This is a genomic window from Nocardia sp. NBC_01499 (assembly GCF_045040275.1).
Classification (GTDB): domain Bacteria; phylum Actinomycetota; class Actinomycetes; order Mycobacteriales; family Mycobacteriaceae; genus Nocardia.
In genome coordinates, this window is sequence record NZ_CP109426.1 from 5,678,115 (window position 1) to 5,702,369 (window position 24,255).

Annotated in this window: 20 protein-coding genes; 6 read left to right on the forward strand and 14 right to left on the reverse strand. The window is 67.9% G+C overall.

Annotated features, from left to right (window positions below):
• Nucleotides 1–17: 17 nt before the first annotated feature.
• Nucleotides 18–848 carry a hypothetical protein gene (locus OG203_RS25925; RefSeq protein WP_405159870.1) on the reverse strand — a complete coding sequence of 277 codons (831 nt, stop codon included), beginning with the start codon at nt 846–848 and terminating at the stop codon, nt 18–20.
• A 544-nt stretch (nt 849–1,392) separates the two neighbouring features.
• On the opposite strand from OG203_RS25925, the gene OG203_RS25930 reads away from it, so the two are divergent.
• Nucleotides 1,393–2,616, forward strand: coding sequence for an acetyl-CoA C-acyltransferase (locus OG203_RS25930; protein WP_405159871.1), 1,224 nt, complete (start codon nt 1,393–1,395; stop codon nt 2,614–2,616).
• Between the two features lie 134 nt (nt 2,617–2,750).
• On the opposite strand, the gene OG203_RS25935 is transcribed toward OG203_RS25930, so the two are convergent.
• From OG203_RS25935 to OG203_RS25950, 4 genes are all read right to left on the reverse strand, one after another.
• A complete protein-coding gene (locus OG203_RS25935; RefSeq protein WP_379283254.1) occupies nt 2,751–3,038 on the reverse strand; it encodes a hypothetical protein in 288 nt (95 codons plus the stop codon).
• A 257-nt stretch (nt 3,039–3,295) separates the two neighbouring features.
• Nucleotides 3,296–4,387: an alpha/beta fold hydrolase gene (locus OG203_RS25940; RefSeq protein WP_405159872.1), complete on the reverse strand. Its 1,092-nt coding sequence runs from the start codon at nt 4,385–4,387 to the stop codon at nt 3,296–3,298.
• Nucleotides 4,388–4,805: 418 nt separating this feature from the next.
• Nucleotides 4,806–6,761 carry an acyl-CoA dehydrogenase family protein gene (locus OG203_RS25945; RefSeq protein ID WP_405159873.1) on the reverse strand — a complete coding sequence of 652 codons (1,956 nt, stop codon included), beginning with the start codon at nt 6,759–6,761 and terminating at the stop codon, nt 4,806–4,808.
• Nucleotides 6,762–6,925: 164 nt separating this feature from the next.
• A complete protein-coding gene (locus tag OG203_RS25950) occupies nt 6,926–8,107 on the reverse strand; it encodes an AAA family ATPase (protein WP_405159874.1) in 1,182 nt (393 codons plus the stop codon).
• Between the two features lie 159 nt (nt 8,108–8,266).
• Here OG203_RS25950 and OG203_RS25955 point away from each other — a divergent pair, with 159 nt between their 5' ends.
• The 3 genes from OG203_RS25955 (at nt 8,267) to OG203_RS25965 (ending at nt 10,016) form a co-directional block, all read left to right on the forward strand.
• Nucleotides 8,267–8,545 carry a hypothetical protein gene (locus tag OG203_RS25955; protein WP_405159875.1) on the forward strand — a complete coding sequence of 93 codons (279 nt, stop codon included), beginning with the start codon at nt 8,267–8,269 and terminating at the stop codon, nt 8,543–8,545.
• A gap of 436 nt (nt 8,546–8,981) precedes the next feature.
• Nucleotides 8,982–9,593 (forward strand): C40 family peptidase, encoded by a 612-nt coding sequence (locus OG203_RS25960; RefSeq protein ID WP_405168005.1) that lies wholly within the window; start codon nt 8,982–8,984, stop codon nt 9,591–9,593.
• Between the two features lie 3 nt (nt 9,594–9,596).
• Nucleotides 9,597–10,016, forward strand: coding sequence for an RNA-binding S4 domain-containing protein (locus OG203_RS25965; protein WP_405159876.1), 420 nt, complete (start codon nt 9,597–9,599; stop codon nt 10,014–10,016).
• A 3-nt stretch (nt 10,017–10,019) separates the two neighbouring features.
• On the opposite strand, the gene OG203_RS25970 is transcribed toward OG203_RS25965, so the two are convergent.
• The 5 genes from OG203_RS25970 to OG203_RS25990 form a co-directional block, all read right to left on the reverse strand.
• Nucleotides 10,020–11,168 (reverse strand): cation:proton antiporter, encoded by a 1,149-nt coding sequence (locus OG203_RS25970; RefSeq protein ID WP_405159877.1) that lies wholly within the window; start codon nt 11,166–11,168, stop codon nt 10,020–10,022.
• Complete coding sequence (locus OG203_RS25975) at nt 11,165–11,554, reverse strand: hypothetical protein (protein ID WP_405159878.1); 390 nt, start codon at nt 11,552–11,554, stop codon at nt 11,165–11,167. Before OG203_RS25975 ends, OG203_RS25970 begins: the two co-directional genes overlap by 4 nt.
• A gap of 61 nt (nt 11,555–11,615) precedes the next feature.
• The gene (locus tag OG203_RS25980; RefSeq protein ID WP_405159879.1) at nt 11,616–13,325 is read right to left on the reverse strand and encodes a fatty acyl-AMP ligase; all 1,710 of its coding nucleotides are present in this window, start codon (nt 13,323–13,325) and stop codon (nt 11,616–11,618) included.
• Nucleotides 13,322–18,019 (reverse strand): type I polyketide synthase, encoded by a 4,698-nt coding sequence (locus OG203_RS25985; RefSeq protein WP_405159880.1) that lies wholly within the window; start codon nt 18,017–18,019, stop codon nt 13,322–13,324. The genes OG203_RS25980 and OG203_RS25985 overlap by 4 nt, the downstream gene beginning before the upstream one ends.
• Nucleotides 18,016–18,255, reverse strand: coding sequence for an acyl carrier protein (locus OG203_RS25990; RefSeq protein WP_405159881.1), 240 nt, complete (start codon nt 18,253–18,255; stop codon nt 18,016–18,018). The genes OG203_RS25985 and OG203_RS25990 overlap by 4 nt, the downstream gene beginning before the upstream one ends.
• Before the next feature lie 155 nt (nt 18,256–18,410).
• Between OG203_RS25990 and OG203_RS25995 the strand changes: the two genes are divergently transcribed.
• Complete coding sequence (locus tag OG203_RS25995; RefSeq protein WP_405159882.1) at nt 18,411–19,382, forward strand: MBL fold metallo-hydrolase; 972 nt, start codon at nt 18,411–18,413, stop codon at nt 19,380–19,382.
• Between the two features lie 85 nt (nt 19,383–19,467).
• Here OG203_RS25995 and OG203_RS26000 read toward each other — a convergent pair whose 3' ends face one another.
• From OG203_RS26000 to fadD5, 3 genes are read right to left on the reverse strand one after another with little or no spacing between them, the layout of a single operon-like run.
• Complete coding sequence (locus tag OG203_RS26000) at nt 19,468–20,025, reverse strand: hypothetical protein (protein ID WP_405159883.1); 558 nt, start codon at nt 20,023–20,025, stop codon at nt 19,468–19,470.
• A gap of 44 nt (nt 20,026–20,069) precedes the next feature.
• A complete protein-coding gene (locus tag OG203_RS26005; RefSeq protein WP_405159884.1) occupies nt 20,070–20,675 on the reverse strand; it encodes a cysteine hydrolase in 606 nt (201 codons plus the stop codon).
• A gap of 29 nt (nt 20,676–20,704) precedes the next feature.
• Nucleotides 20,705–22,276: a fatty-acid--CoA ligase FadD5 gene (fadD5, locus tag OG203_RS26010; RefSeq protein WP_405159885.1), complete on the reverse strand. Its 1,572-nt coding sequence runs from the start codon at nt 22,274–22,276 to the stop codon at nt 20,705–20,707.
• 343 nt (nt 22,277–22,619) lie between these two features.
• Between fadD5 and OG203_RS26015 the strand changes: the two genes are divergently transcribed.
• Entirely contained in the window at nt 22,620–23,594 is a 975-nt protein-coding gene (locus OG203_RS26015; protein WP_405159886.1) for an NAD(P)H-dependent flavin oxidoreductase, read from the forward strand.
• A gap of 21 nt (nt 23,595–23,615) precedes the next feature.
• Here the strand turns inward: OG203_RS26015 and OG203_RS26020 are convergent, their stop codons facing one another.
• Complete coding sequence (locus OG203_RS26020) at nt 23,616–24,206, reverse strand: TetR/AcrR family transcriptional regulator (protein ID WP_405159887.1); 591 nt, start codon at nt 24,204–24,206, stop codon at nt 23,616–23,618.
• Nucleotides 24,207–24,255 lie beyond the last annotated feature (49 nt).

Sequence of the window (24,255 nt, forward strand, 5' to 3'; positions counted from 1 at the left end):
CCTGGGGTTGGGACGGATCAGTTGATGAACCGCAAGTCCGAAATCGTCTTGCTGGCAACCAACATGACGTAGAAGTCGGTCAGCACGAGGGTGCCGAGGGTGGTCCAGGCCAGCGCCATATGCCGGGTGTTCAACTTGGAGACCTGGGTCCAGAACCAGTAGCGCACCGGATGCGCCGAGAAGTGCTTGAGCCGCCCGCCCGCGATGTGCCTGCACGAATGGCACGACAGCGTGTACGCCCACAGCAGGATCACGTTGAGCCACAGCACGAGATTGCCGAGGCCGAGGCCGAATCCGCCGTCCTTACCGTGGAACGCGGCGATCGCGTCATAGGTGTTGATCACCGAAACCACAATGGCCACATAGAAGAAGTAGCGGTGCGCGTTCTGGATGATCAGCGGCAGCCTGGTCTCGCCGGTGTACTTGGCGTGCGGCTCGGCGACCGCGCAGGCGGGCGGGGAGAACCACACCGCCCGGTAGTAGGCCTTGCGGTAGTAGTAGCAGGTCAGCCGGAAGCCGAGCAGGAACGGCAGCACCACGAAGCCGAGCGGCAGGATCGCGGGCAGCTCGCCGAACGGCGTGCCGAAGTGGCTGGCGCCCTCGACACACGACGTGCTCAGGCACGGTGAGTAGAACGGCGTCAGGTAGTGGTAGTCCGGAACCCAATATGCCGTGCGCACATAGGATCTGATCGTCGCGTAGATAACGAACGCGCCGAGTCCGAGCACCGTGACCAGCGGCGGAACCCACCATCGATCGGTGCGCAGCGTGCGGTCGGAAATTCGGGCCCTTGTCTTGCTGAAGACGCCGGTCCCCGTTTCCGGGGTGGTGGTCGGTGCGGTACTCACGACCGCGCCTCGCTGCCGCTCGGCACCGTCGTGAATGCCGAGGGCGCTGTGTTTTTGGTTCGATCGCTGCGCTCACTCACGGGTGGATGCCTCGCTGATCTGCTGTGCGGGTCGTCATCGATACCTCCGCAAATCGAATGTGATGCCCAGCACCATACGACACCCCCGCTATCGCTCGAGCGGGGTCCCGGCATACCGACCCTGCCTGGATGCCCGTGATTTGCGACACATCCGATGTCGCTTCAATAGCGGCGGTCCAGTGGTGAACGAACCGCAAACTCTTCGAACTCGACTAAAACAGAACAGGATTCGAGGGCTGCGCGGCTAAACAAAACCTGAAGTCGAAATACCGACGCGCCGGTTGTCACACGGAGGCAACATATTTGTGGTCCTCTTTCCTCGAGATGTACCCGCTGACGTGCGCTGATGTCCACGTCGCCCGCGGCGTGAGCGTCAGGCCCGGAGGCGGCAGCCTGCGTATCCACGTAGGGCCCGCGAACGCCGCTGACCAGGCGCAGCACTTGGCCGGGGGAAGGAGCCCAAGATGAGAAGAGCCGCGATCGTTGCGCCGGTGCGTACACCGAGTGGGGTCGAGGGGGGTGCGCTGTCCGGAATGCCGCCGGAATGGATGGCTTCCACGGTGCTGTCCGCGGTGATCGAACGCTCCGGGATCGACCCGATGCGCATCGAGGACGTCGCGATGGCGTGCATCGACGGGGGTCTGGCTACCGGTCCGGAATTGAGCAGGCTTGCCGCGCGCGGTGCGGGTCTACCGTTCGCCGTTCCCGGGTTTTTGACCGATCGACGTTGCGGCAGCGGCCTGCAGGCGGTGATCACCGCGGCCATGATGGTGCAGACCGGTGCGGCCGATGTCGTGGTGGCCGGCGGCGTCGAGTGCGCCGCGGATGCCGCTGCCTGCCATGGCGAATCGGCGAACACCTCGGATCTCATGAACGCCGAGGACCTGGCCCGGCACTACGGCATCAGCCGAACCGAGGCCGACGAGTTCGCGGTGGCCAGCCATCGCAAGGCCGCGCGCGCCTGGCGGCAGGGCACTTTCGCGGCCGAGGTGATCCCCGTCGGCGTGGTCGACGAGCCGGGGTGGGCCGACCCAGGGCTCGAAGGGACCGGCGGACACCGCATTCTGCGCGACGAGGGCGTGCGCGACGATGTCTCCACCTACACCCTGGCGGCGTTGCGCCCGCTGCTGTCGAACGGTGTGGTCACCGCGGGCAATATGAGTGCGCACCGGCACGGCGCGTCGGCCTGTCTCGTCGTCGCCGAGGACCGGCTCGTCGATCTCGGCCTGACCCCGATGGCGTATCTGGTCGGCTGGGCCGCGGCCGGATGTGATTCGGACACAGCGACTCTCGGTGCGGCGCCCGCCGTCGCCAAGTTGCTCGGCCGCACCGGGATCGCCTTGGACGAGATCGATCTGGTCGAGGTGAACGAGGGGTTCGCGGTGGAAGTGCTCGCGCTGGCCAGGGAATGGGATTTCGATCCGCGCGATCGGCTCAATGTGAACGGCTCGGCCATCGCCCTCGGTCATCCCGTCGGCGCCACCGGCCTGCGGATCATGACCACGATGCTGCACGAGCTCGCGCGCACCGGCGGTAACTACGGCTTGGAGGCGATTGCCCTCGGCCATGATCACGGCATCGCGGCGCTGTTCGAATCGGCGGGGTCCGCTCCGATGGTCGAGACGCCGCGCGGCGCCCGGTTTCATGGTGCTCGCCCGGCCCGGCGCTTCGGTCGACACCGCGCCTGACAGGTCAGCTGGTCCGCCACGCTGGCGAGTCTTCCGCTGCGTGGCGATCACGCGTCGCTCGTGGACGACACAGGCAAAGACAGCACTTCGCGGGCCCGTCGGCACGGATCGGGCCCGCGAAGCTCAGTCTCGCGCTATTTGGTCCTCGGGCGGGAGTGGAAGCCCAAGCCCTCGTCCTGTGCGCCCATCCAGGCCGCCTCGTCGGACTTGCTGTCCGGGACGTAGATGGTGTCCTGCGGGCGGCGGTGCACCTCCGGCGGCGGTGACTGCTCGAGCTCGTCGGCGTCGATGACGAGCCGCTCGAGGTCGTTCTCCAGGCGCCGCACCATATTGGCGTCACCGTAGTGCGCCCGGAGTGCGCCGATGGATTGCCGGAGCTGGCCGACCGTGTAGCGGAGTTCCGCGATTTCGCTGCGTGTCATCGATACCTCCTGTGTTCCTGGCAGACATGCGAACTCGGTGGGTAACGGTTACTTCCATGGTCTGCCTGGAAGCGCGCTGCACCAAGCCGTGTGACTCACCACACAACGTGATCTTTAACACAGTACAGAAAGAATCCCGATCTGGCTCGTCACCTGCCAATGTTCGGCAGTTCGCCCAAGTGTTGCTCGCGATCGGCGATCGCGCTTGGTGTGAACCACCGATCGGTCAATTTCGGTCGTCCCGAGCCGCCCAGCACTCATCCGGCGACGGCGTACTCCGGACCCTGCCCGCGCATCCCGGCGACAACCTGATCGACCAGACCGACGATGGACAGCGCGACCTCCTCGGCCCGCTCGAAGATCACGCTGTGCCCGGCCCCCTCGAGCGGAACCAGCCGCGAACCCGCCAGCTGCGAGGCGAGCACCACCGAGTGCGTGAACGGCACCACGATGTCCGCGGTGCCAGCCAGCACCAGCGCCGGGATGGTGCCGAGCCGGTGCAGCGTCGCGGTCTCGTCGAAGGTGATCAGCGAGGCGAGGAAGCTCGACATGGTCAGCAGCGGTGTGTCGTTCAGCATGGCCGTCGCGACCGCGACCATTCGCGGATTCACCCGCCTGGTACCGGAATTCGCCGCGCGCATGATCGGTTCGAAGATCCGGCGCGACATCCGCTTCGAGCCCTGCATGACCCGCGGCGCGCGCACCACGGCGACCTGCAGCGAGTTCACCGCGCGGCGCTTGAGGAACCGGCCGAGCCCCACCTCGGTGAGGCCGTTGGCGGCGCCCGCGATCAGGCCGACGCCGACGACGCGGGTGCCGATCGTCTCCGGGAACTGCCGGGAGTAGGCGAGCACGGCCATCGCGCCCATCGAATGCCCGACCAGGATTACGGGGCCGGTCGGCGCGACCGCCCGCAGCACCGAGTCGAGATCGCGGCCGAGCTGGTCGATGGTGTACGTCGACGGATGCGCTTGGCCGGATTCGCCGTGCCCCCGATGGTCGTAGAAGACCATCCTGGTCTCCATCCCCCTGTATTTACCCGCCCCGTCGGCTCCGCCTCCTGCCATCCCCCTGTATTCACCCGCCCCGTCGGCTCCGCCTCCTGCCATCCCCCTGTATTCACCCACCCCGTCGGCTCCGCCTCCTGCCATCCCCCACTGGCGCAGCAGCTGATCACGCAGGAACGACCAGGATTCGGTGCGCAGGCAGTGGCCGTGCACGAACACCACGGTGACGGAAGCGGTCTCGGTACCGAAGGCGCGGACCGAGAGCGGAACACCGTCCTCGGCCGACACCGTGAGACGGTGACCGTCGTAATCGGCGGCGCAGCGGGCGATCGTCATGGACATGAGGTCCTCCTGTGGAGGGTGCATCCTCGCGGAGCGTTCTTGCCCGGTTGTCGATATACATTTCCCCTGCGTTACCTGCCCATACCCGCCGTTACGGACAAGTTGTCCAACCGACGCATGGGATGTATTCAAGGATCCTCGAGCGCTGTTCGACCGGCAACTCTACGAATCGCTAGGCAAAACACTAGATTTAGTTAGAGACCCATGTTCGGCCGTCCCTTGCCAAGTATTGGGTCGTCATCCAGATCTTCTAGAGTCCCCTAGATTTGGCTACGGAGTGCCCGCCTCCCGTTTGTACTAGAAATCTATGGATATCTAGTGATTTGACGATACTGGCGGATATAAACCGGACGATGGTACTCACGGGGGTCACGTCCGAGCTCGAATGTGACCCCCGTGAGCGGCCGACCGTCTCCGATCAGGGTGCGGAGTGACCCCGCGTGGACGGCAGGAACGGGCGCAGCAGGTTTTCCTCGGTCGAGGGGCCGAGTTGCCATTCTGCGATCCATGGACCGGTGCCCTCGCTCGGATCGAAGACGCCCTCTTCCAGCCAGGTGTAGCGGCCGGTGAGTACGCCGCGGGACAACGTGCGGTCGTCGTCGTCGGTGTTGTCCCAGAGGGCGTCGAACAGCCTGCGGACTCGAACACGGGACTGCTTGCAGAAGGCGTCCGCGAGTTCCGCGGCGGCGGTGGCCTCCGGTGCGCCGGACGCGCGCAGCGACTGGGCCCGCACACAGGACGCCGACATCGCGAACAGCTCGGCGCCGATGTCGACGATCCGACCGAGGAAGTTCTGCCGGTACTCCAGGCCTGCCTGCCAGCGGCCCATCGCGTACATCAGCGACCGTGCCTGCTTGCGCGAACTGCGCTCGACGAACCGCAGATGCTTTGCCAGCGAACCGAATTCGGTATAGGCCGCGGGCACGGTGCCCGAGCCGACCGCGAGCTGCGGGAACCACTTGGCGTAGAAGCCGGTCGCGCCGACCGCCGCCTTCGCCTTGTCCTTGAACTCGGCATTGCGGTCGACCAGCGCGCCCGCCGCGGACATGTGCGCGTCGGCCATCTCCCTGGCGATCAGCAGCCGCATGATCTCGCTGGAACCTTCGAAGATGCGATTGATGCGCAGATCGCGGACCAGCTGTTCGGCGCCGACCGCGCGTTCGCCACGGGCCGCAAGCGAGGCCGCCGTCTCGTAGCCACGCCCGCCGCGGATCTGCACAAGCTCATCGGCGATGGTGCAGCTCATTTCGCTGGCCCAGAGTTTGGCAAGCGCCGCCTCGATCCGAATGTCGTTGCGCGCCTCGTCGCACATGGCGGCGGACAGGTCGAGCGCCGCCTCCAGCGCGTAGGTGGTCGCGGCGATGAAGGAGATCTTCTGCCCGACGGCCTCGTGCTCGCCGACCGGCCTGCCCCACTGCACTCGCTCGGTGCTCCACTCCCTGGCGATCTTGAGCGACCACTTCGCCGACGCGGTGCACAGCGCCGGGATGGCGAGCCTGCCCGCGTTGAGGGTGGTGAGCGCGATCTTCAGGCCGTCGCCCTCGCGGCCGATCAGATTGGCCCTCGGCACCCGCACGTTGTACATCCGGGTGACACCGTTCTCGATGCCGCGCAGACCCATGAACGCGTTGCGCCGCTCCACCGTGATGCCCGGCGAATCGGCCTCGACCACGAACGCGGAGATGCCGCCGCGATGCCCCTCGCTCTTGGGCACCCTTGCCATCACCACCAGCAACTCGGCGACCACGCCATTGGTCGTCCACAGCTTGACGCCGTTGAGCTCGTAGGCCGTTCCGTCCTCGATCGGGGTCGCGGTGCTCGCCATCCGTGCCGGGTCGGAGCCGACATCGGGCTCGGTGAGCAGGAAGGCGCTTACCGCGCCCGCGGCGCAGCGCGGCAGGAACTCGGCCTTCTGCTCCTCGGTGCCGGCCAGCTTCAGCGGCTCGGGCACACCGATGGACTGGTGCGCCGAGAGCAGCACGCCGAGGCTCGGGTGCGCCGAGCCGACCAGCATCAGTGCCCGGTTGTAGCCGAACTGGGAAAGCCCCTGGCCGCCATAGGATTCCGGGATCTTCAGGCCGAAGCAGCCGAGTTCGGCGAGCCCCTTGACGTACTCGTCCGGAATCCGGCCCTCGGCCTCGATCACGCGGCCGTCGATGGATTCGCAGAACGGCCGCAGCTTGGCCAGGTAGGCCGCGGTGCGGGCGGCGTCCTCCGTTCCCGGCTGGGGGTAGGGGTGGATCAGATCTAGCCGGAACCGTCCGAGAAACATCTCCTTCGCGAACGATGGTTTGGCCCAGCTGGTTTCGCGGGATTCCTCGACCAGTGCGCGGGCCTGTTCTTCGGTGGCGTCGACTTTCGCGGCTGTCGCCATGATGTCCTCCTCGGACGTGATCAGGATCACATTCGAGTGTAGGAACTTTAGTTACCGGCCGGTAGGGCTGCAGGTCGATTGATTTCTATCGATCTCTAATGATCTTGCTAGACAGGTTAATTCAGGGCTATCCCAGGCCCGGTCGTTCGGCGCGATTCCGGCACTCAAACGCTGCGTAGGTAGCGGCCGAAGTGCGGCACCGTGAATCCGATCGTGCCGCGCTCGGCCGAGTAGATCAGGCCCTTCTTGATCAGTCCGTCGCGGGCGGGCGAGAGCGAGGCGGGCTTGCGGCCGAGTTCGCTGGCCACCGCCGAGGTCGGCACCGGACCGTCGTCACCGGCCAGATCGGCCATGGCGCGCATGTACTCTCGCTCGGCGGGCGTTGCTCGTTCGTAGCGGGAGCCGAAGAAGCCGACGGCTAGTTCCTCCTCCGCGGTCGGCGCGGCCACCTCGACATCCTCGGCCGAGATGGGGCTCTCCGGCGCCTGGTCCCATGCCGCCTTGCCGTAGGCCTGCACAAAGTACGGATAACCATCGGCCTTGTGGTACAGCGCATCCAGCGCCTCGTCGGTGAATTTCACCTCCTCGCGCTCGGCGGGTGCAATCAGCGCGAGGTCCGCGGATTCACGGTCGAGTCGATCGATACGGTGATAACTGAACAGTCGCTCGGAGTAACTCTTCGACGCGGACAACACCGCGGGCAGATGCGGCAGGCCAGCGCCGACCACGATGAGCGGCGCCGCGTCCTGGCTCAATTCGTGGCAGGCGCCGCAGATCGCGGAGATGTCGGCCGGGCCGAGGTCCTGCATCTCGTCGATGAAAATCGCGATGCCGACGCCGATTTCGCTGGCCAGCGCGGCCGCCTCGACCAGAAGCTCGACCAGATCGATCTCGATATCGCCGGAATCCGCGCGGCCGGTTACCGCAGGCACGTCGATGCCTGGCTGCCAGCGTTCCCGCATGCCCTTGTCCGCGGTGGCGCGCAACGCGAAAGCCTTGAGGATGCCGAGGAAGTCGTCGACCCGCTCCGGATTGCGGTGTGCCATCGCGATCGCGCGCACCGCCATGTGCAGCGCGGAGGACAGCGGGCGGCGCAACTCCTGGTCCGGTCGCGCCTCGATCTTGCCGGTGCCCCAGCCGCGCGAGATGGCGGCGGAGCGAAGTTGATTGAGTAGCACCGTTTTTCCGACACCGCGCAGGCCGGTGAGCATGACGCTGCGTTCGGGTCGGCCGCGCGCGATGCGCTCCAGCACGATGTCGAAAGCGGTGAGTTGCTTGTCGCGCCCGGCTAATTCGGGTGGGCGCTGTCCGGCTCCGGGAGCATACGGATTCCGCACGGGGTCCATGCCCTAACACCGTAGCGCGTTATGTCGCGGGAATCTGCCCGTATCTACGGCGTGTCCTAGATATTGCTAGCGGACGGTATTGCACGATGGCTCTCGCACAGTTGCTATGCGCATGGAAGTCACTACGCTGGTGGCGTTTCCAGCGAGTATCGGAGGGTCATGTCCGACGAACCCACCCCGACCACCGCGCAGGTGGTCGAATCCTGGAACGTCCCAGCCGGCGCCACCGTCGCGCGGCGCATTCGCGCCAACATCCTGGTCGCGATAGAGCGCGGCTATGACGATCCGCAGCTCGTCGCCGACCTCGCGGTCGGGCCGTTGGTGATGGCGCTTGGCCAGCTGGAAGTCGGGCTCGCCGATGCGCTGCGCCGGATCGCCGAACTCGAGCAGGCGCTCGCCGAACGCGACGGCAAATCCCCGAACGGCAGCGAATCCTGAATTCCCAGCGGGCTATTCGGACATTTGCGGCCTATCGGTAACAGACACTTAAACGTCGATATCGTGTCGTGACCCGACGGGCGTGTCGTGATTCCGGGCGATCGTCCAGGGAGTTTGTCGGGACCGGAAAACTACCAGGTCGTTGCGCTGGACAACACCGCGCTGGCATCGTAATCTCTTCGTGACTTAGTGGAGTCCTGTCGTTTCGAAAGAGAAGCGGCGCCACACAGTTACCGCCTTAGCGGCCGTCGGGGCCATCTTCCCGCCTGCCGTGCCGGGAACACCCACAGTGTTCGTCTGGGTGATTCCTTGCGGCCATTTACTGGTCGCTCACCGGTCGGCGGGAGAGTACGAAGATCGGAGACGTAGCTCGGTGGGTAAACACAGCATGCAGCGGGATTCGCGCTTGCCGAATTCCGTCAAGGGTGCCCTCGTCATGGGCGCGGTGGCCGCGACAACCGGCGCGATGCCCGCGATCCCCGCGATGGCGGCAACCATCAACCTCCCCGGACTCGGTAACTTCGATGTTCCTGTGCCACAGGAATACGAAGCGCCGGTCCAGCAACTCAACCAGCAGATTCAGCAGGCCGTCTCGGCCATGCCGAACGCGCAGCTGCCGGGCGCACCCCAGCAGCAGACGGCGCCAGGCATCCCCAACTTCGCGCCGAACATGCAGGGCATGTTCAACCCGAACCCGGCTCCCAGTGCCAGCGATATCGCGCTCGACGCCGCCAAGACCAAGGTCGGCGCGATGTACTCCTGGGGTGCCGCAGGGCCCTCCAACTTCGACTGCTCGGGTCTGGTCCAGTGGGCCTACCGTCAGGCCGGAGTCGAACTCCCCCGCACCAGCTTCGAGCAGTCGCACGTCGGCGCTCCGGTGGCCTTCCAGAACCTGCAGCCCGGCGACATCGTCGTGACCAACGGTGGCGGCCACGTCGGCATCTACGCGGGTGACGGCAAGCTGCTCAACGCCGTGCAGACCGGCTCGCCCGTCTCGTACACCCCGCTGCGCGCGGGCGATATCGTCACCGCGCGCCGTATCGTCTAACGAGTGACCCCCGCCGACAACGGCATCCGTACACACGGAAACAAGAGCACCGCGACGCAGGCCCGAGTCGATTCATGGACTTGGGCCGTGCGCCTGTTCAAAACGAGATCCGCTGCCGCCGAGGCCTGTCGAGGTGGACACGTCCGCGTCAATGGTGCTGCGGCCAAGCCTGCCCAGTCGGTCAAGCCCGGCGACGAGGTGCGCATCCGGATCAGCGGTGTCGAACGCATCGTGATCGTGGAGCAGATCGTCACCAAGCGCGTCAGCGCGCCCCTCGCCGCGCAATGCCTGATCGACCGCAGCCCGCCGCCGCCCTCCCGCGAGATCCTCGCCACCATGCCGCGCCGCGACCGCGGATCCGGTCGACCCACCAAACGCGAACGGCGCGAAACGGATCGGCTCCTCGGCCGAGCCGAAGAGTGAGCGCTACGCCTCGGCGGACGTCGTCGCCGGAGCCCGCGCGGCCAATCGATTCGCCGCCACCGCGGCCGCCGCGATAGTGCACAGCGCGCCGAGCATCAGGGCCGCCGCCTCGCCCGGCACCAGCACATGCAACTCGGTGCCGACGGTCACCGCCGCGACCGGGACACCGATCTGCGCCGCCGCGAGCGCGCCATAGCGAACCGGCTGACCGATCAGTCGTGGTACCAGATGCACCAGCAACGCACCCGCACCGAGCGCAAGACCGAGCGCGATGAGGCGGGGATGTTCGCCGAAATCGCGCAGATTGAGCCGAGCGCCGAGCCAGACGAAGAACAGTGGCCCGAGAAAGCCGTCATTGATCGCGAACAGCTGACGAGCCACCCGGCGCGGTTCGCCCACCGCGGCCACCGCGAGCCCGGCCGCGAAACCTGCCAGCATGATCGACACCCGCGTCTGCGTCGCCACCGCACACAGCGCGAACAACACGGCAAGGCTCACCCGCAGCTCCAGGGCGAGCTTGCGATCCTCGGACAACCGATGCGCCCGCCGCCGCGCACCCGACCGCTCCAGCCACCGCAGCAGCACGAAAAGCACCACCCCGCAGGCGGCGACCGCGACCGCGCCGAGCGCCGCGCGCCCGGCATTACCCGGATCGATGGCCAACGGCAGCGCCACCACACACGCGGTATCCGCGATCGCGACCTGCGCCGTCAACGCAAGCACCGGCTTACCCTGCAGACCGAGCGAGTCGATGATCGGCAGTACCAGCGCCGCCGACGAGGAGGCGAGCAGCACCGCGTACATGGCGCCATGCCCGGTATCGAACCAGTCCGCGATCCCGAATCCCGCTGCGGCAGCGAGCAATCCGACCAGCACCGCACGCAGCGCGCCGACGCCGAGCGCGGAGCGCACCGCCGGATCCCGCACCGGCACATGCGTCCCCGCGACGAACATGACCAGCGCGAAACCCATATCGGCGAGAAACGTGAAGAGCGGATCCGCGCTGTGCAGCACGCCGAACCCGGTGGCACCGAAGACGATTCCGGCGATCACCTCGCCGAGAATCACCGGCACGTGCCACGAGGTGCGCAGCGCGAGCAGCGGGCCGCACAGCCCGAGCGCGAGGACAAGCGCGAGGGTGGAGAAGGTCACGGCATGGCGGCTATCTTCGCCGGAATCGCGATGTTCTCGTCGGCCCAGTGGATCGCGCAGACCCGGTGGTAGCCGTCGGCGATCACCATCGGCGTCCCGGTGCGAAAATCGCCGCGCACCAAAAGGATCGGCGACAGCGCCTTACCATTGTTGATCTTGATAAGGTCCTGCCGGACGTGCGGATTCTCCGGTGGCAATAACTCCAGCCCGGCGGCACGCAGAATGTCTTTGGCCTTCTTGTGCACGATGGGGGAGGCCTTCAGGTCGTCCACCACGGCGCTGACGATCTTCGGCCCGGCCAGCAGCTCCAGATAGTCGGCGGCTGCCGGATAGTCGTGATCCTCGGGCTCGTCTTTCCACTTCACGGTGATGATGTCGGTCGCCATCGCCTCATCATCGCGGCCGACGGGCCGGATCAGCGGGATATCGGCGGTGTTTCGGCCTGGCTCAGATCATCGCCACCGGGTCGAGCTGACCGGCGATATAGCGCGCCCTGCATTCACCGCGGCGCAGCTTGCCGCTGGTGGTCTTGGGGATTCGGCCCGGCGAGACCAGCATGACGGCACCGGGCATCACCTCGTGCGCGTGCGCGATCGCGGCGCGGATCCGGCGGGCGAGCACCGAGAGTTCGGCGGGTTCGATGGCATTGACGGTGCTCAGTTCGGCGACGATCACCAGGTCTTCGCGGCGTCCGTCGTCGTGCCCGAACGCGGTCACGTGTCCGGGCCGGATCTCCGGGGCGCAGGACTCGACCGTCGCCTCGATGTCGGCCGGAAAGTGATTGCGGCCGTCGACAACAACGACGTCCTTGCGCCGTCCCGCGATGTAGAGCTGGTCGTCGAACCAGAAGCCGAGGTCGCCGGTGCGCAGCCAGCGGGCGTCGCTGCCGCGCAGGGTGGCGTCGAAGGCCTCGGCGGTGGCATCGGGCCTGCCGTAGTAGCCGTCGCACACGTTGGCGCCCGCGACCCAGATCTCGCCGACCCGACCGGTGGGCAGCTCGGCGCAGGACACCGGGTGGACGATGCGCACGTCCTGTCCGACCGGCGCGCCGCAGCCGACGAGTGGCGTACCGGCGAGCGGTCGCGTGTCGACGGGCACCGCCCGCCCCTCGGCGAGCGCACCGCGGTCGAAGTGCTTCGCCACCGGCTCGGCTCGCCAGTCGCTGACGGTGACGGTCAGCGTCGCCTCGGCCAGCCCGTAACCCGGTGTGTGCGCCCGATGCCGGAAGCCGTATTCGGCGAAGGCCTCGGTGAATTCCGCGAGCGCGTCGGCGCGGACCGGCTCGGAGCCGTTGAGCAGCATGTCGAGCCCGGATAGGTCGAGCCCGGCCCGCTCCTGCGGTGTCGTCGCGGAAACAGCAAGGGACAAGCCGAAATTGGGTCCGCCGGTGATGCCAGCGCGATAGTCGCTGACCGCGCGCAGCCACCGGATCGGCCGCTTCGCGAACTCCGCGGGCGACATCGTCAAGCCGTGCACGCCGCAGTAGAGCGGCAGCGCCATGCCGAGGATGAGGCCCATGTCGTGGAAGAACGGGAGCCAGGTCAGGATGGGTTTGTCCGGTGCTGGCTCCAGTGCCTGACGCAGTTGTTCCAGCGCCGTTTTCATGTTCGCGTGGGTGACCCGGACCCCGGCGGGCGCCTGGGTCGATCCGGACGTGTACTGCAGGTAGGCGAGTTCGGCGCGGATCGGATCGATGACCGGTGCGGTCGAAACTTCTGGCTGCGCAGTGATATCCGGTGCGAGTTCGACAACCTGGCCGAGCACGGGACCGAGCACGGACGCACTCGTCGAGTCACCATGTGACAGCAGCGCGAGGGTAGGTCTAGCGTCGGCGAGCACCGCTAGTAGCCGCTCCTTGTTGCGGGTGCCCGCGGCCGGAAACAATGGCACCGCAATGCGATTGCTGTACAGGCAGGCGAGAAACGCGACGGCATAGTCGAGTCCGTGCGCGCAGAGGATGGCGACCCGGTCACCGGGAGCGCTCCCTGCCCGGAGCCGCTCGGCGAGTTCGCCTGCGGCGCAATGCAAGCGGCCGTAGGTCACCGGGACGGGCAGCCGCTCGTGCATCCGGTACCGCAGCTCGGTGTATGCGACCGCGTCCGGCCGGGACGCGGCCCATTCGGCCATTCGCGCGGCGAGGCTGTTGCAGGGTGTCACGGAGCCTCGCTGGTGTGTGCGAGCGCGCGGGGCTGGTCGGTGCTCGGTGGTGGACGACGTTCGGCCAGGCGCGTCGCGTCGAACGAACCATCCATGGGGGCAAGGAGATTCGACAACCGCATGGACATGGGCGAGGTGCCGGCGGTCGGGGTGTAGTCCACGGCGGACAGATATGTTCCGGCATACCGAAGCGCCTCGGACAGCAGCGCGGCACCGCGGCGAGTGTCGAAGGCGGCGATACCCGCCTGCCGGAGAGGCGCAGGCGAACCCGTAGCCCACCCGCCCCAGCCGATGCTGAGCACACCCCGTCCCGGATGCGTCAGCGCGAGGGAATCCATCGCGGCATTGGCGGCGGCATCGGCGGCCCGGCCCGGACCGCCGAGCGCGCCGGTGGCGGCGGAGAACAGCAGAATAAAGTCGGTCGGGTCGGCGGCCGTGAGGTCGATCAGGTTGTTCGCCGCGGTGAGTTTGGGCGAGAACATCGTGGTCAGCTGCGCCGCGGTGGTGGCGTCGAAGTCGGCCTCCGACGCCGTGCCCGCCGCGTGTACCAGGCCGCGAATGGTCGAGCCGCATTCGCGAATGTCGTTGAGCGCGTTGGCCAGCTCGCGCCGGTCGGCGGCATCGCAGCGGACGACGACGATGCGGTCTTCCAGTCCGTCGAGCAGCGGCGGCACCGGGCGGGGCGCGCGGGTGAGCACCACAACGTCGCGTGCCCCGGCATCGAGCAGCCAGCGCACCGCGACCGCGCCGACCGTGCCCAATCCGCCGGTGACCACGTAGGTGCCGGTGGCATCGATGGTGGCGGTCGGGGTCGGCCGGAGCCGCGCGGGGGTGAACCGACGGGTGGCGAGTTCTCCTGCGGTGAGTCGTAATTCGTCGGGGATCCGGGTTGAGGCGCTCGGTCCCGCCGCGACGAGCCGACCGAGTAGTGCTGCGTTCCGTGGGTCCGCGTCCACCCAGATCAGGCGCACCGGGCGGCTGGATTCGAGCTGCAGTGAGCGCACCAGACCGGCGATCGCCTGCGGGGCCGCCAGGACATCCGGATCGCCGCGGCGTGGTTCGGTCGTCGCGGTTCGCGCGGCGGGTTCCGGCAGCACGACGGTCAAGGACGCGGTGCTGTCGTCGGCGTGCACACGCTGGAGCAGCTCCAGCACGCGACAGGTCGTCGCTGCGGCACTCCTGCCCGGCCCGATGGGATCGGATTCGGTTGCCGACAAGTCGTTTTCGGTGGGCCACACGAGGACTACCGCAGTGCCGGTGTGCCCCATCGGCAAGGCGGTGATGAGGGGGCTGGCGGCATCCGGCTGGCGGGCGAGCCGGTCGGTGGGCAGGGTGGCGGCGAGCGTCTCGGCCAGCCGGACGGCCAGCTCCGATTCGCCGATCACCAAGGCGCGCTCGGCAATCGGGTCGGAATCGTCGAAGAACTCGGTGCCCTGCCAAGTCTCCTGGCGGAAGGGAGCGGGACGCTCGACACCGCGCGATGCCGCGGAACCGCGCGCGGGAGAATTCAGTCCGGCGAACCGAATTCGCACACCGGACAGGGCGAGACACGGCACACCGTGCTGGTCGGTACCGATGACATCGCCGGTGAGTCCGGTGCTCGTGCGCTCCCGGAGGAACGCGTGCGCCTCGAGGACAGTCCGATTCGGCTCCGCGGAAAGCCACACCGAATCGATGCCGATCGGCAACGGGACCACCTCGGCGGGCAGATCGTCGTAGACGGTCGCGGCCAGCAGGTGCAGACAGCCGCTCAGCGTTGCGGTGCGGCGCAATTCGGCGACGTCGAACAGCCCGATCGCACTGTCCGGACCGGTCGCGATACCGCGCAGCACCCGCAAGCCGGGCCCGTACTCCAGCCGCAGCCGATGCAGTTCGGTGTAGAACGCGGCGGGCGCGATGATCCGCATGCGGTGTCGCCCAGCCCGGTTGGCATCCACCACTCGCATCCACGCGACGATATCCGCGGGGGTGGGGTCACCGTCGGGCCGGGCCGAAGCCAGCGCCGCGGCCTGCGTGACCTCCGCCCGCACACTTCCGTCGCCGTGCCTGCGATAGCTGACCTCCGGCAGTGCCGACAGCTCGGTCCGCTCGTGCACCAGGAAATCGGTGAGCACCGTCGCCGCGCCGGCGCCGGTGCGCGCCAGGTGTGCCAGCCGCTGTAGCCAGAACGCGGCGGGCACGGTCGGCACGCCATTGATCACATGCTCGGTGAGATCGTCAGGGGGAAGGACGGATTCGGCTGCATCCGGCGCGGCCGTGGCCAGCGGGAACCTGCGCTTGCGCCACGCGCGCCGTGGCGGAGTACGGAACGGTCCCTGTACGGACCAGTCGATCGGCCGCCCTTCGAGATGCAGCCGGGCCAGGCAGCTGAGGAACTCGGCTGCCTCGTCGTCGCGAGTCGCCACCGGATGGGTGGCATCGCGGAACTCGGGAAACTCCCGAACAGCCGGGGCAAGCGTGGGGTGCGGCCCGATCTCCAGCACGGTCGATATCCCGTCGGTAGCGGCGCGCTCCAGCGCGGCCGCGAGTTCCACTGTGCCCGAGGCATTCTCGGACCAGTATTCGCCGTCCAAAGCTGCCGTGGTGATCAATTCGGCACGGCGGGTGCTGGAATACATGGGGATGCGCGGTGTCATCGGCTTCAGGTCAGCGAGCGCCTCGGCGAATTCCGGCGGTACCGTGGCGACCCGCGGGCCGTACTCGGCGGAGTCGGTGATCCGCAGCGCGACCATATCCCGGCGCTTGGCCCGCCGGACCAGCGTATCGATATAGCGCGGGGCCCCGGCGACAACCACTGACCGCGGACCATTGACCGCCGCGATACCCACCTGCGTACGCATCGGCTCCACCAGCTTCGCCGCCTCGTACGGCGCCGCCGCCAGCAGCGCCATCGCCTCCTTGCCGTCCGGTACGGCCGGGATCCTGCTGCGCCGCACCACGATCAGCGCCGCGTCGGACAGCGCAAGCGCGCCGCAGACGGCCGCAGCGGCGATCTCGCCGAGACCATGCCCCGCCACCGCGTCCGGCCGAATGCCCCACGCCGCCAGCAATTCCGCCATCGCCACCTGGAACGCGAAGAGGGCCGGTTGGACGAGCGCCAGTGCGCGCGAGCCGTTCCCGTTACCCGAAGCAGTGGTCGCGAACCCATGCCTCGGCGTCCAGACGCGCGGACCGCCGGCCGCGACGATCGCGTCGGCGGCGCCGGCCAGCGCACCGGCGAAGTCGCTGTGCCGCGCCGCGAGCGCCCGCCCCATCGCGAGATGCTGTCCGCCTTGCCCGGAGAACAGGAACAGCAGGGCGCCGCGCCGCCGCGTCGCGGACGGACCGATCACCGCCGTGCTCGAATCACCGTGCGCAACAACCCGAAGCTGCCGCACCGCGTCGTCGCGATCACGCACCAGCACGCAGGACCGGTTCCGAGCTGGCATCAAACGGGCGGCGGCAGAGGCGAATTCGCGCAATGGCTCGGCGTCGAGTTCGAGTTGGTCGGCGAACCGAAGTGCCTGTGCGTTCAGCTCCGCGTCGTCGCGGCCGGTGACCGGGATCAGCACCGGAGGCTCGTCCCCACGGTGCACCCGTGTTGTCTGGACACCGCGCAGCACCGCGTGCGCGTTGGTGCCGCCGAAGCCGAACGCGCTGACACCCGCGCGGCGTTCGCCAAGCGGCACCGTGCTCCAGTCGACGGGTGCGGTCGGCACCCGCAGCCCGCGCTCGGCGAGCTTCAGCAGCGGATTCTCGGCGTGGAAACCGAGCGTGGGGGCGATGACGCCGTGGTGGATGGACAACGCCGCTTTGATCAGGCCGATGACGCCCGCATCACCCAATGCCGTTCCGCTGCCATGACATTCGATATATCCGGCGGTCCGTGGATCGAGTTCGGCACGCGACCAGGCGGCACGCACCGTCTCCTGCTGTGCACGACCGTTCGGGGCGGCGAGCCCGTCGGAGCGTCCATCCGAGCCGACGGCCGTCCCGGCGATCTCCGCGTACACCCGATTGCCCTCGCGCACCGCGTCTTCGGTGCGCTGCAGGATCACCACGGCACACCCGTCGCCGCGCGCGTACCCGTCGGTCGCGTCGAACGGTTTGACGCGTCCGCCGGGCGACAGGACTCCGCCCTCCGCGAGATAGTTCGAGGCATGCGGCGGCAGCGCGAGATTCACCCCACCGACGATCGCGAAGGGCACCGTGCCGTCGGCGAGCAGCCGCACCGCATAGTCCACCGCGACCAGCGACGACGAACACGCGCTGTCGAGCACCAGGCTCGGCCCACGCAGATCGAGCACATACGACAGGCGGTTGGCGATGATGCTGAGCGCTGATCCGGTGACGGCGTTGGGCGCGTCGAGTCCGTCGCGGCCGAGGGCGGCGCTGCCATGGCCGCAGCCGCACGCGCCGATGAGCACCGCGGCACCCGAACCGCGCGTGCGATAACCGATTCCGGCGTCATCGATGGCCTCGACCGCGACCTCCATGGCAAGCCGCTGCCGCGGGTCCAGCAGCGCGGTTTCCCGGTCGGCGAGGGCGAACCACTCGTTGTCGAACGAGTCGATGCCGTCCAGATAGCCGCCGAGGCGTCCGGCCGGTGGTGGCTCGGTGGCCTCGTCCCCGGCGAGCAACAGCCGCCAGAATTCGTCGCCGCCCTCGGCTCCCGGCACCCGGCAGCCGATTCCGACGATGGATACCCCGGTCATCGCATCGCGAGATACTCGACCAATTGGTCTATGTCGGGGTAGTCGTACATCGCGGTCAGCGAAACCTCGACACCCATGGCATCCTCTAGCCGCGCCGTCAGGCGGGCGAGCAGGGTGGAGTTCAGGCCCAGATCGGAAAACGGCGTGTCGGTGCGGACGGCGGCCGCGTCGACGTCGAGCAGCTCGGCCACGGCGGTCACCGCCGTGGTCGTCAGCGCCGCACGACTGCGTGCCATCGAGCTCCGATCCATCCCAAGACGCACTGACCCCCGAATCGGCGGCTCGTCTCGACCGCCCAGGTACCCCCCGCGATTATGCCGAGATATCGCACTATGGAGAAGAGTCTTTTGCGTGGCATGCGCTGATGAGACCCATCCCTTACCGTGACGAGGTGAGCGATAACTCCGCACGCTTGGCCGATGGACGCCCCGGACACCTCGGCACACTGGCGCGGTGTTGCGCCGCGCTGGCCGCGACGCCCGGCCGATTGCTCCGGCCGCGCCGACCCGACCAGGCATTTCTGGCGAGTCTGGTCGCCGCGCCCGCCCCGAAGGCGACCGCGACGGTCCGGCTGACCTCGCTACCGCAGGCCACCATGGCCGCGCCGACCATCATCGTCGCCGAGGGGGTGCGCAGCCTGCGCGAGTTGCCGATGTCGATGGGCGCCTTCCTGGTCGAGCATCCGCAGGCCAGGTTTCTCGTCGACCCCGCCATCTGCTCCGACGTGCACACCCGCGTCCTGCCTGGACACCCGTTCCCGATCGCCAGGCTGGTGTCCCCCGACAAGCCCGTCCTCGGGCTGAGCAACGCGCTCGCGGCCCGCGATCTCGCCCCCGCCGACATCGACTTCACGCTGGCCACCCACCTGCACTGGGATCATGTCGCTGGCCTGCTCGAGCTGCCCGACTCGATCGAGCTCCGGGTTCCCTCGGTGGAGTACGACTGGGCGATGAGCGGCGAGAAAGCGCCGATCGGCGTGATCCGCGAACCGTTGCGCGGCCAGTCCGTCGCGCCGGTGGTACTCGACGGCCCGCCCGTGCTCACCTTTCCGCACAGCCACGATGTTTTCGGCGACGGTGCCGTCGTCCTCGTCGACCTGGCTGGTCACACCCCGGGCAGCATCGGCGTCCTGCTCGCGGTGGACGACGGCACCAGGGTGCTACTGGCCGGTGACGCGGTCTGGAACACCTTGCAGGTCAAGCTGATCCGTGAAAAGGCCCCGATGCCGGGCAACCTCTTCGACGCCGACCGCGACGCCGCGTTCCGCACCATCCAGCGCCTGCACGCACTCCCGGCCGATATCGAGGTCATCGCCAGCCACGACTACGACGCCGTCCTGGCGAGGGCGCGTCAGGCGAACTGAAGCGAGTCGGCGAGCGCGGTGGCGGCCTGATCCGCGCCGCGCACGCCGGACCCGATGCTGCTCGGGTCCGGCGTCGATCAGTACATCAGTTGGCGCGCAGGCCGATTACCAAGCCGTCTTTGGTGCAGATGGACGGTGTGGTGGCGTCGGGTTGGGCGTGGCATTGCCAGCCCTCGACGGTTTGGGTGTCGGTGTTGCTCACCGTGGTCGCGTACGTCGTCGCGACATTGATCGCTTCGGTGCAGCCGACGCGGCCCGTCGCGCTGCCGACGGCGATGACGGTGCGGGTGCCGCCGCCCGCGTCGGTGACCGGACCACAGTTGACGTCTGCCACGGGGTTGGTCGGGTCCGCGGTCGGGGTGACCTGTATCGGTGCCGGTTGTCTGTTCGGATCGGCGGTGCGTATGGGGGCCGCGGGCTGGCCGGCCGAGGCAGCGGTGGCGGAGGTCGCCGCGGCGGATGGGGTGGCGTGCGCCGAGTGGTCCGTGTCGTCCTTGCCGCAGCCGGTCGCACCGGCCACTACGGCGAGGGCGGTCGCGGCGGTTACCGCGAGATGGGTGAGTTTCACCGAGTTGGCTCCTGATCTCTTGGCGAAGCGGCCGAATCGGCGGAGGTCCACCGGGATTCGACCCGTAGCGGTCATGTTGCCGAGATCATTCAAACACGGTGCTGCGCACCGAGAGAGGTTCAGCGGCGGGCGACCAGCTCCAGCGCCTGCGCCGCGGTCAGCGAACCAGCGGTGACGAGCTCGAGCGTGGCCAGGGCAGCCTCGTGCGCCTGCGCGCTGGCCGCGGTGACGCAGTCGGCCACCGGATGCACGGTGAAGCCGAGGTCGGTCGCCTGCCGCGCGGTCTGCTCCACGGTCAGGTTGGTCGCGACGCCCGTGATGAACAGGGTGTCGATGCCCTGGTCGGTGCACCAGCCCGCCAGTTCGTTGCCAGCGACTCCGGACAGCTTCTGATTGTCGAACACCTCGCTCGCCTGCGCGGCCATCTCCGGAATGAGCTGGCTGCCTGGCGAATTCGGCCGGAACTCCGTCTGCGCCGCGCCGACCGACCGCATGAAGCCGGTATTGCGCACCAGCTGGCCCTCGCCGACCGGAATGGTGAACCGGGTGAAGAGCACCGGAACGTCGCGCGCGGCGGCCGCCCGGTGGAACTCCACCGCGCGCGCGACGACGCCGCTGGTCGCGACCGGCGCCGCGAGCATGGGCCCGAAGAAACCTTCGGGCCTGATCACATTCACCTGCCAGTGCAGCGCGAGCACGGCCGCGCGAATACGAGGGATCGCCATCCACCGACCTTACCCGCGGCCATCCTGGCTCAGGATGAATAGTCCTTGCGCAGTTGGACTTTCACCACTTTGCCGCTGGCGTTGCGCGGCAGCTCCGCGACGAGCACCAGATCCTTGGGATGCTTGTAGCGAGCCAGGTTCTCGTTGAGGAACACCGTCAGCTCATCCAGGGTCAGCTCGTCCCCGGCGCTGTTGAGCGCGACGACCGCGACCGGCACCTCGCCCCACTTCTCGTGCGCCCGGCCGATCACCGCGGCCTCGCGGATCTTCGGGTGCGCGAAGAGCACGTTCTCCACCTCGGCGCAGTAGATGTTCTCACCGCCGGAGATGATCATGTCCTTCTTGCGGTCGACCACCCAGATGAAGCCCTCCTCGTCCTGGCTGACCAGGTCGCCGGAGTGGAACCAGCCACCGGCGAACGCCTCCGCCGTCGCCTCGGGCTTGTTCCAGTAGCCCTGCATGAGAGTCGGTCCGCGATAGACGATTTCGCCGATCTCGCCGGGCGCGACATCGTTCATCTCGTCGTCGACGATCCTGGTCTGAATCGTCGGGATGGGCTTGCCGACCGAGCCGAGCTTGCGCAGCGCGTCCTTACCCTCGAGCACACAGGTGATCGGCGACATCTCGGTCTGCCCGAACACCGCGACATTGAACGCGTTCGGGAAGCAGTCCGCCATGGCCCGCAGCACCGTGTCGGAGGCGGGCGCGGCGCCCCAGCTGAGTCCTGTCAGCGCCAGCTTCCGTTCGCGCACCGTCGGTTCGGCGCAGATGGCCTGCCACTGCGCGGGCACGCAGAACGCGGAGGTCGCCTGCTCCCGCTCGACCGCGTCCAGGAATTCGGTGGCGTCGAACGCGCCGAGCGGATGCAGCACCGTCTTCGCGCCGAGCAGGAAACTCGGTGCGAGGCTGCCGAGCCCGGCGATGTGGAACAGCGGTGAGGTGCAGAAGCCGATCGAGCTCGGTTCGATGGACAGGGCCCGAACGCAGGTCAGCGCTTGGGCATTCATGTTCGCGTGCGACAGGATCGCGCCCTTCGGGCTGCCCGTGGTGCCCGAGGTGTACATGATCAGCGACGGGGTGTCCTCGGGGATGTCGAGCGGGGTGTGCGGCGCACCGCCCTCGGCGAGCACGTCGTCGAAGCCGAGTACGCCGTCGGTGCTCGTCCCGCCGATCACGAAACATGTTGCCAGCGTGGCCGATTGCGCCAGCACGGCGGTGGCGAGCGGCTGCAGCACGGTGTCGGTGACGATCGCCTTCGCGCCGCTGTCGCTCACGATGTAGGCGACCTCGGGCGGGGTGAGGCGGAAGTTCACCGGGACCGCGATGGCGCCGAGCGCGTTGATGCCGAACACCGCCTCGAGGTATTCGGGATAGTTCAGCGCGAGGATCAGCACCCGATCGCCGAAGCCGACGCCGCGGCGAACGAGCGCGTCGGCGAACTTCAGCGAGCGCTCGTGCAGCTGCCGCCAGGTGGTGTCCGCGCCGCGGAACCGCAGCGCGACCGCGTCCGGGCGGGTCTGCGCGTGGGTGGCGAGCTGGTTGTTCCAGTGGTTGCGCCGCGACCTGAGCGGCTCGTCGAGCGCCTGCGCACCGGTGGTCATGCCACGAACTCCTCTCGGACCGTCACCTGCGTCCGCCGGGGGTGGCCGACAACTGCGACGGGCTGAACTGCGAGCAGAATAGCAATTAACTTAACGCACCGGCAAGGGATCGGGAGATGAACCGTCGTTAATCGACATGAACCGGCGCTCGATCCGACGATACCCACTTCAGCTGCCCATTTGCTGATGAATTCGATCCCTTGGGTCGGGTGGCAAGCGGCATAATGCCGCACGGTCATGCGAATGGCGGCTTACTTACCAGTTGAACCCGAGGGGATCCTCGTGTCACCATTCAGGTCTGGCGGGCGAACTGGCACGCCCGCGTCAGGCAGAGGAGAGCGCAATGCTGCGGACCAGGTTCACCGAGACCTTCGGCGTGCAACACCCGATCGTGCAGGGCGGCATGATGTGGGTCGGCCGTGCCGAACTCGTCGCGGCCGTCGCCAACGCGGGCGGGCTCGGCTTCATCACCGCCCTGACCCAGCCGACGCCGGACGACCTGCGCCGCGAGATCGCCCGCACCAGGGAGCTGACCGATAAGCCGTTCGGCGTGAACGTCACCATCCTGCCGTCGATCAACCCGCCGCCCTACGCCGAGTACGTGCGGGCGATCATCGACAGCGGCATCAAGATCGTGGAGACTGCGGGCAGCAATCCGGAGCCGTTCCTGCCGTACTACCAGGACGCCGGCATCAAGGTGTTGCACAAGTGCACCAGCGTCCGGCACGCGCTCAAGGCGCAGCGGATCGGCGTCGACGGCGTCAGCATCGACGGCTTCGAATGCGCGGGCCACCCCGGCGAGGACGACGTGCCCGGTCTGATCCTGATCCCCGCCGCCGCACGGGTTTTGGACATTCCGATGATCGCCTCCGGCGGTTTCGCCGATGCCAGCGGCCTGGTCGCCGCCCTCGCCCTCGGCGCCGACGGCGTCAACATGGGCACCCGCTTCCTGTGCACCCAGGAGTCCGCGGTGCACCAGAAGGTCAAGGAGCAGATCGTCGCGCACACCGAGCGCGACACCCAGTTGATCTTCCGCACCATGCACAACACCGCCCGCGTCGCGGACAACGAGATCAGCCGCAAGGTCGTCGAAATCGAAAGGGCAGGCGGCACTTTCGACGACGTCAGGGACCTCGTCGCCGGTGCCCGCGGCCGCCGCGTCTTCGAGGAGGGTGACCTCGACGCAGGCATCTGGAGCGCGGGCCAGGTCCAGGGCCTCATCCACGACATCCCCACCTGCGCCGAACTCATCACCCGCATGGTCGACGAGGCCGAAGCCCTCATCACCGCCCGCCTCGCCGACACCGTCGTCGCCTGAGGCTGACTCGACGTACCGGACTCAGCCGGATCGGACCCGCCCGGACAGGCCGGGTCCGATCAGCTGTTCCAGCCGCTGATACGCCTCGGTCGGCGCCACCGGCGGGTCGGCATCGGCGATCGCGCCGAGCACGCCGACCACCCCCCAGGACAGGAACGTCACGGTCGAGTCGAATTCGGCCTCGTCCATGTCGAGCAGCTCGGCAAGGCGCTCGGCGAGGATCTCGGCGACCATCTCCCGCGTCGTCCGCAGCAACAGCGCGCCGCTCTTGCGGCCGACTAACGCCTGGTATACCTCGGGATTCGCCGCGGCCAGCTGAAACAGCGTGTGTACCGGTGCGAGTGGCGTCGTGACATCGGTGTCGGTGCCGGGCGCGGTCACCGCGGCCCGCAGGTAGTCGGTGCTACTCAGCAGCAGCAGGTCGTCCTTGTCGCGGAAGTGCGCGTAGAACGTCGACCGTCCGACATCGGCCCGGTGCAGTATGTCCCGCACCGAGATTCGGTCGTAGCCGCGCTCGAGCATGAGTTCGATCAACGCCTGATGCAGCAGGCTTTTCGTCCGCCGTACCCGGCGATCCGTGCTGCCCGTCAGCCTTTTTACTTCCGACGACAATGTGCCTCCCGTACAAATGTCGCGAATCCGTCCCGAATGGAACGGTTTC

What these genes read in the sequence shown, in the direction of transcription:
- OG203_RS25950 (WP_405159874.1), bottom strand. Translation starts at nt 8,107, where the DNA reads ATGGACCCCGTGCGGAATCCGTATGCTCCCGGAGCCGGACAGCGCCCA.
- OG203_RS25975 (WP_405159878.1), bottom strand. Translation starts at nt 11,554, where the DNA reads ATGGCGACCGACATCATCACCGTGAAGTGGAAAGACGAGCCCGAGGAT.
- OG203_RS26005 (WP_405159884.1), bottom strand. Translation starts at nt 20,675, where the DNA reads ATGGCGATCCCTCGTATTCGCGCGGCCGTGCTCGCGCTGCACTGGCAG.
- OG203_RS25985 (WP_405159880.1), bottom strand. Translation starts at nt 18,019, where the DNA reads ATGACCGGGGTATCCATCGTCGGAATCGGCTGCCGGGTGCCGGGAGCC.
- OG203_RS25955 (WP_405159875.1), top strand. Translation starts at nt 8,267, where the DNA reads ATGTCCGACGAACCCACCCCGACCACCGCGCAGGTGGTCGAATCCTGG.
- OG203_RS25935 (WP_379283254.1), bottom strand. Translation starts at nt 3,038, where the DNA reads ATGACACGCAGCGAAATCGCGGAACTCCGCTACACGGTCGGCCAGCTC.
- OG203_RS25990 (WP_405159881.1), bottom strand. Translation starts at nt 18,255, where the DNA reads ATGGCACGCAGTCGTGCGGCGCTGACGACCACGGCGGTGACCGCCGTG.
- fadD5 (WP_405159885.1), bottom strand. Translation starts at nt 22,276, where the DNA reads ATGACCACCGGTGCGCAGGCGCTCGACGAGCCGCTCAGGTCGCGGCGC.
- OG203_RS26015 (WP_405159886.1), top strand. Translation starts at nt 22,620, where the DNA reads ATGCTGCGGACCAGGTTCACCGAGACCTTCGGCGTGCAACACCCGATC.
- OG203_RS25940 (WP_405159872.1), bottom strand. Translation starts at nt 4,387, where the DNA reads ATGTCCATGACGATCGCCCGCTGCGCCGCCGATTACGACGGTCACCGT.
- OG203_RS26000 (WP_405159883.1), bottom strand. Translation starts at nt 20,025, where the DNA reads ATGACCGCTACGGGTCGAATCCCGGTGGACCTCCGCCGATTCGGCCGC.
- OG203_RS25945 (WP_405159873.1), bottom strand. Translation starts at nt 6,761, where the DNA reads ATGGCGACAGCCGCGAAAGTCGACGCCACCGAAGAACAGGCCCGCGCA.
- OG203_RS25960 (WP_405168005.1), top strand. Translation starts at nt 8,982, where the DNA reads ATGGGCGCGGTGGCCGCGACAACCGGCGCGATGCCCGCGATCCCCGCG.
- OG203_RS25930 (WP_405159871.1), top strand. Translation starts at nt 1,393, where the DNA reads ATGAGAAGAGCCGCGATCGTTGCGCCGGTGCGTACACCGAGTGGGGTC.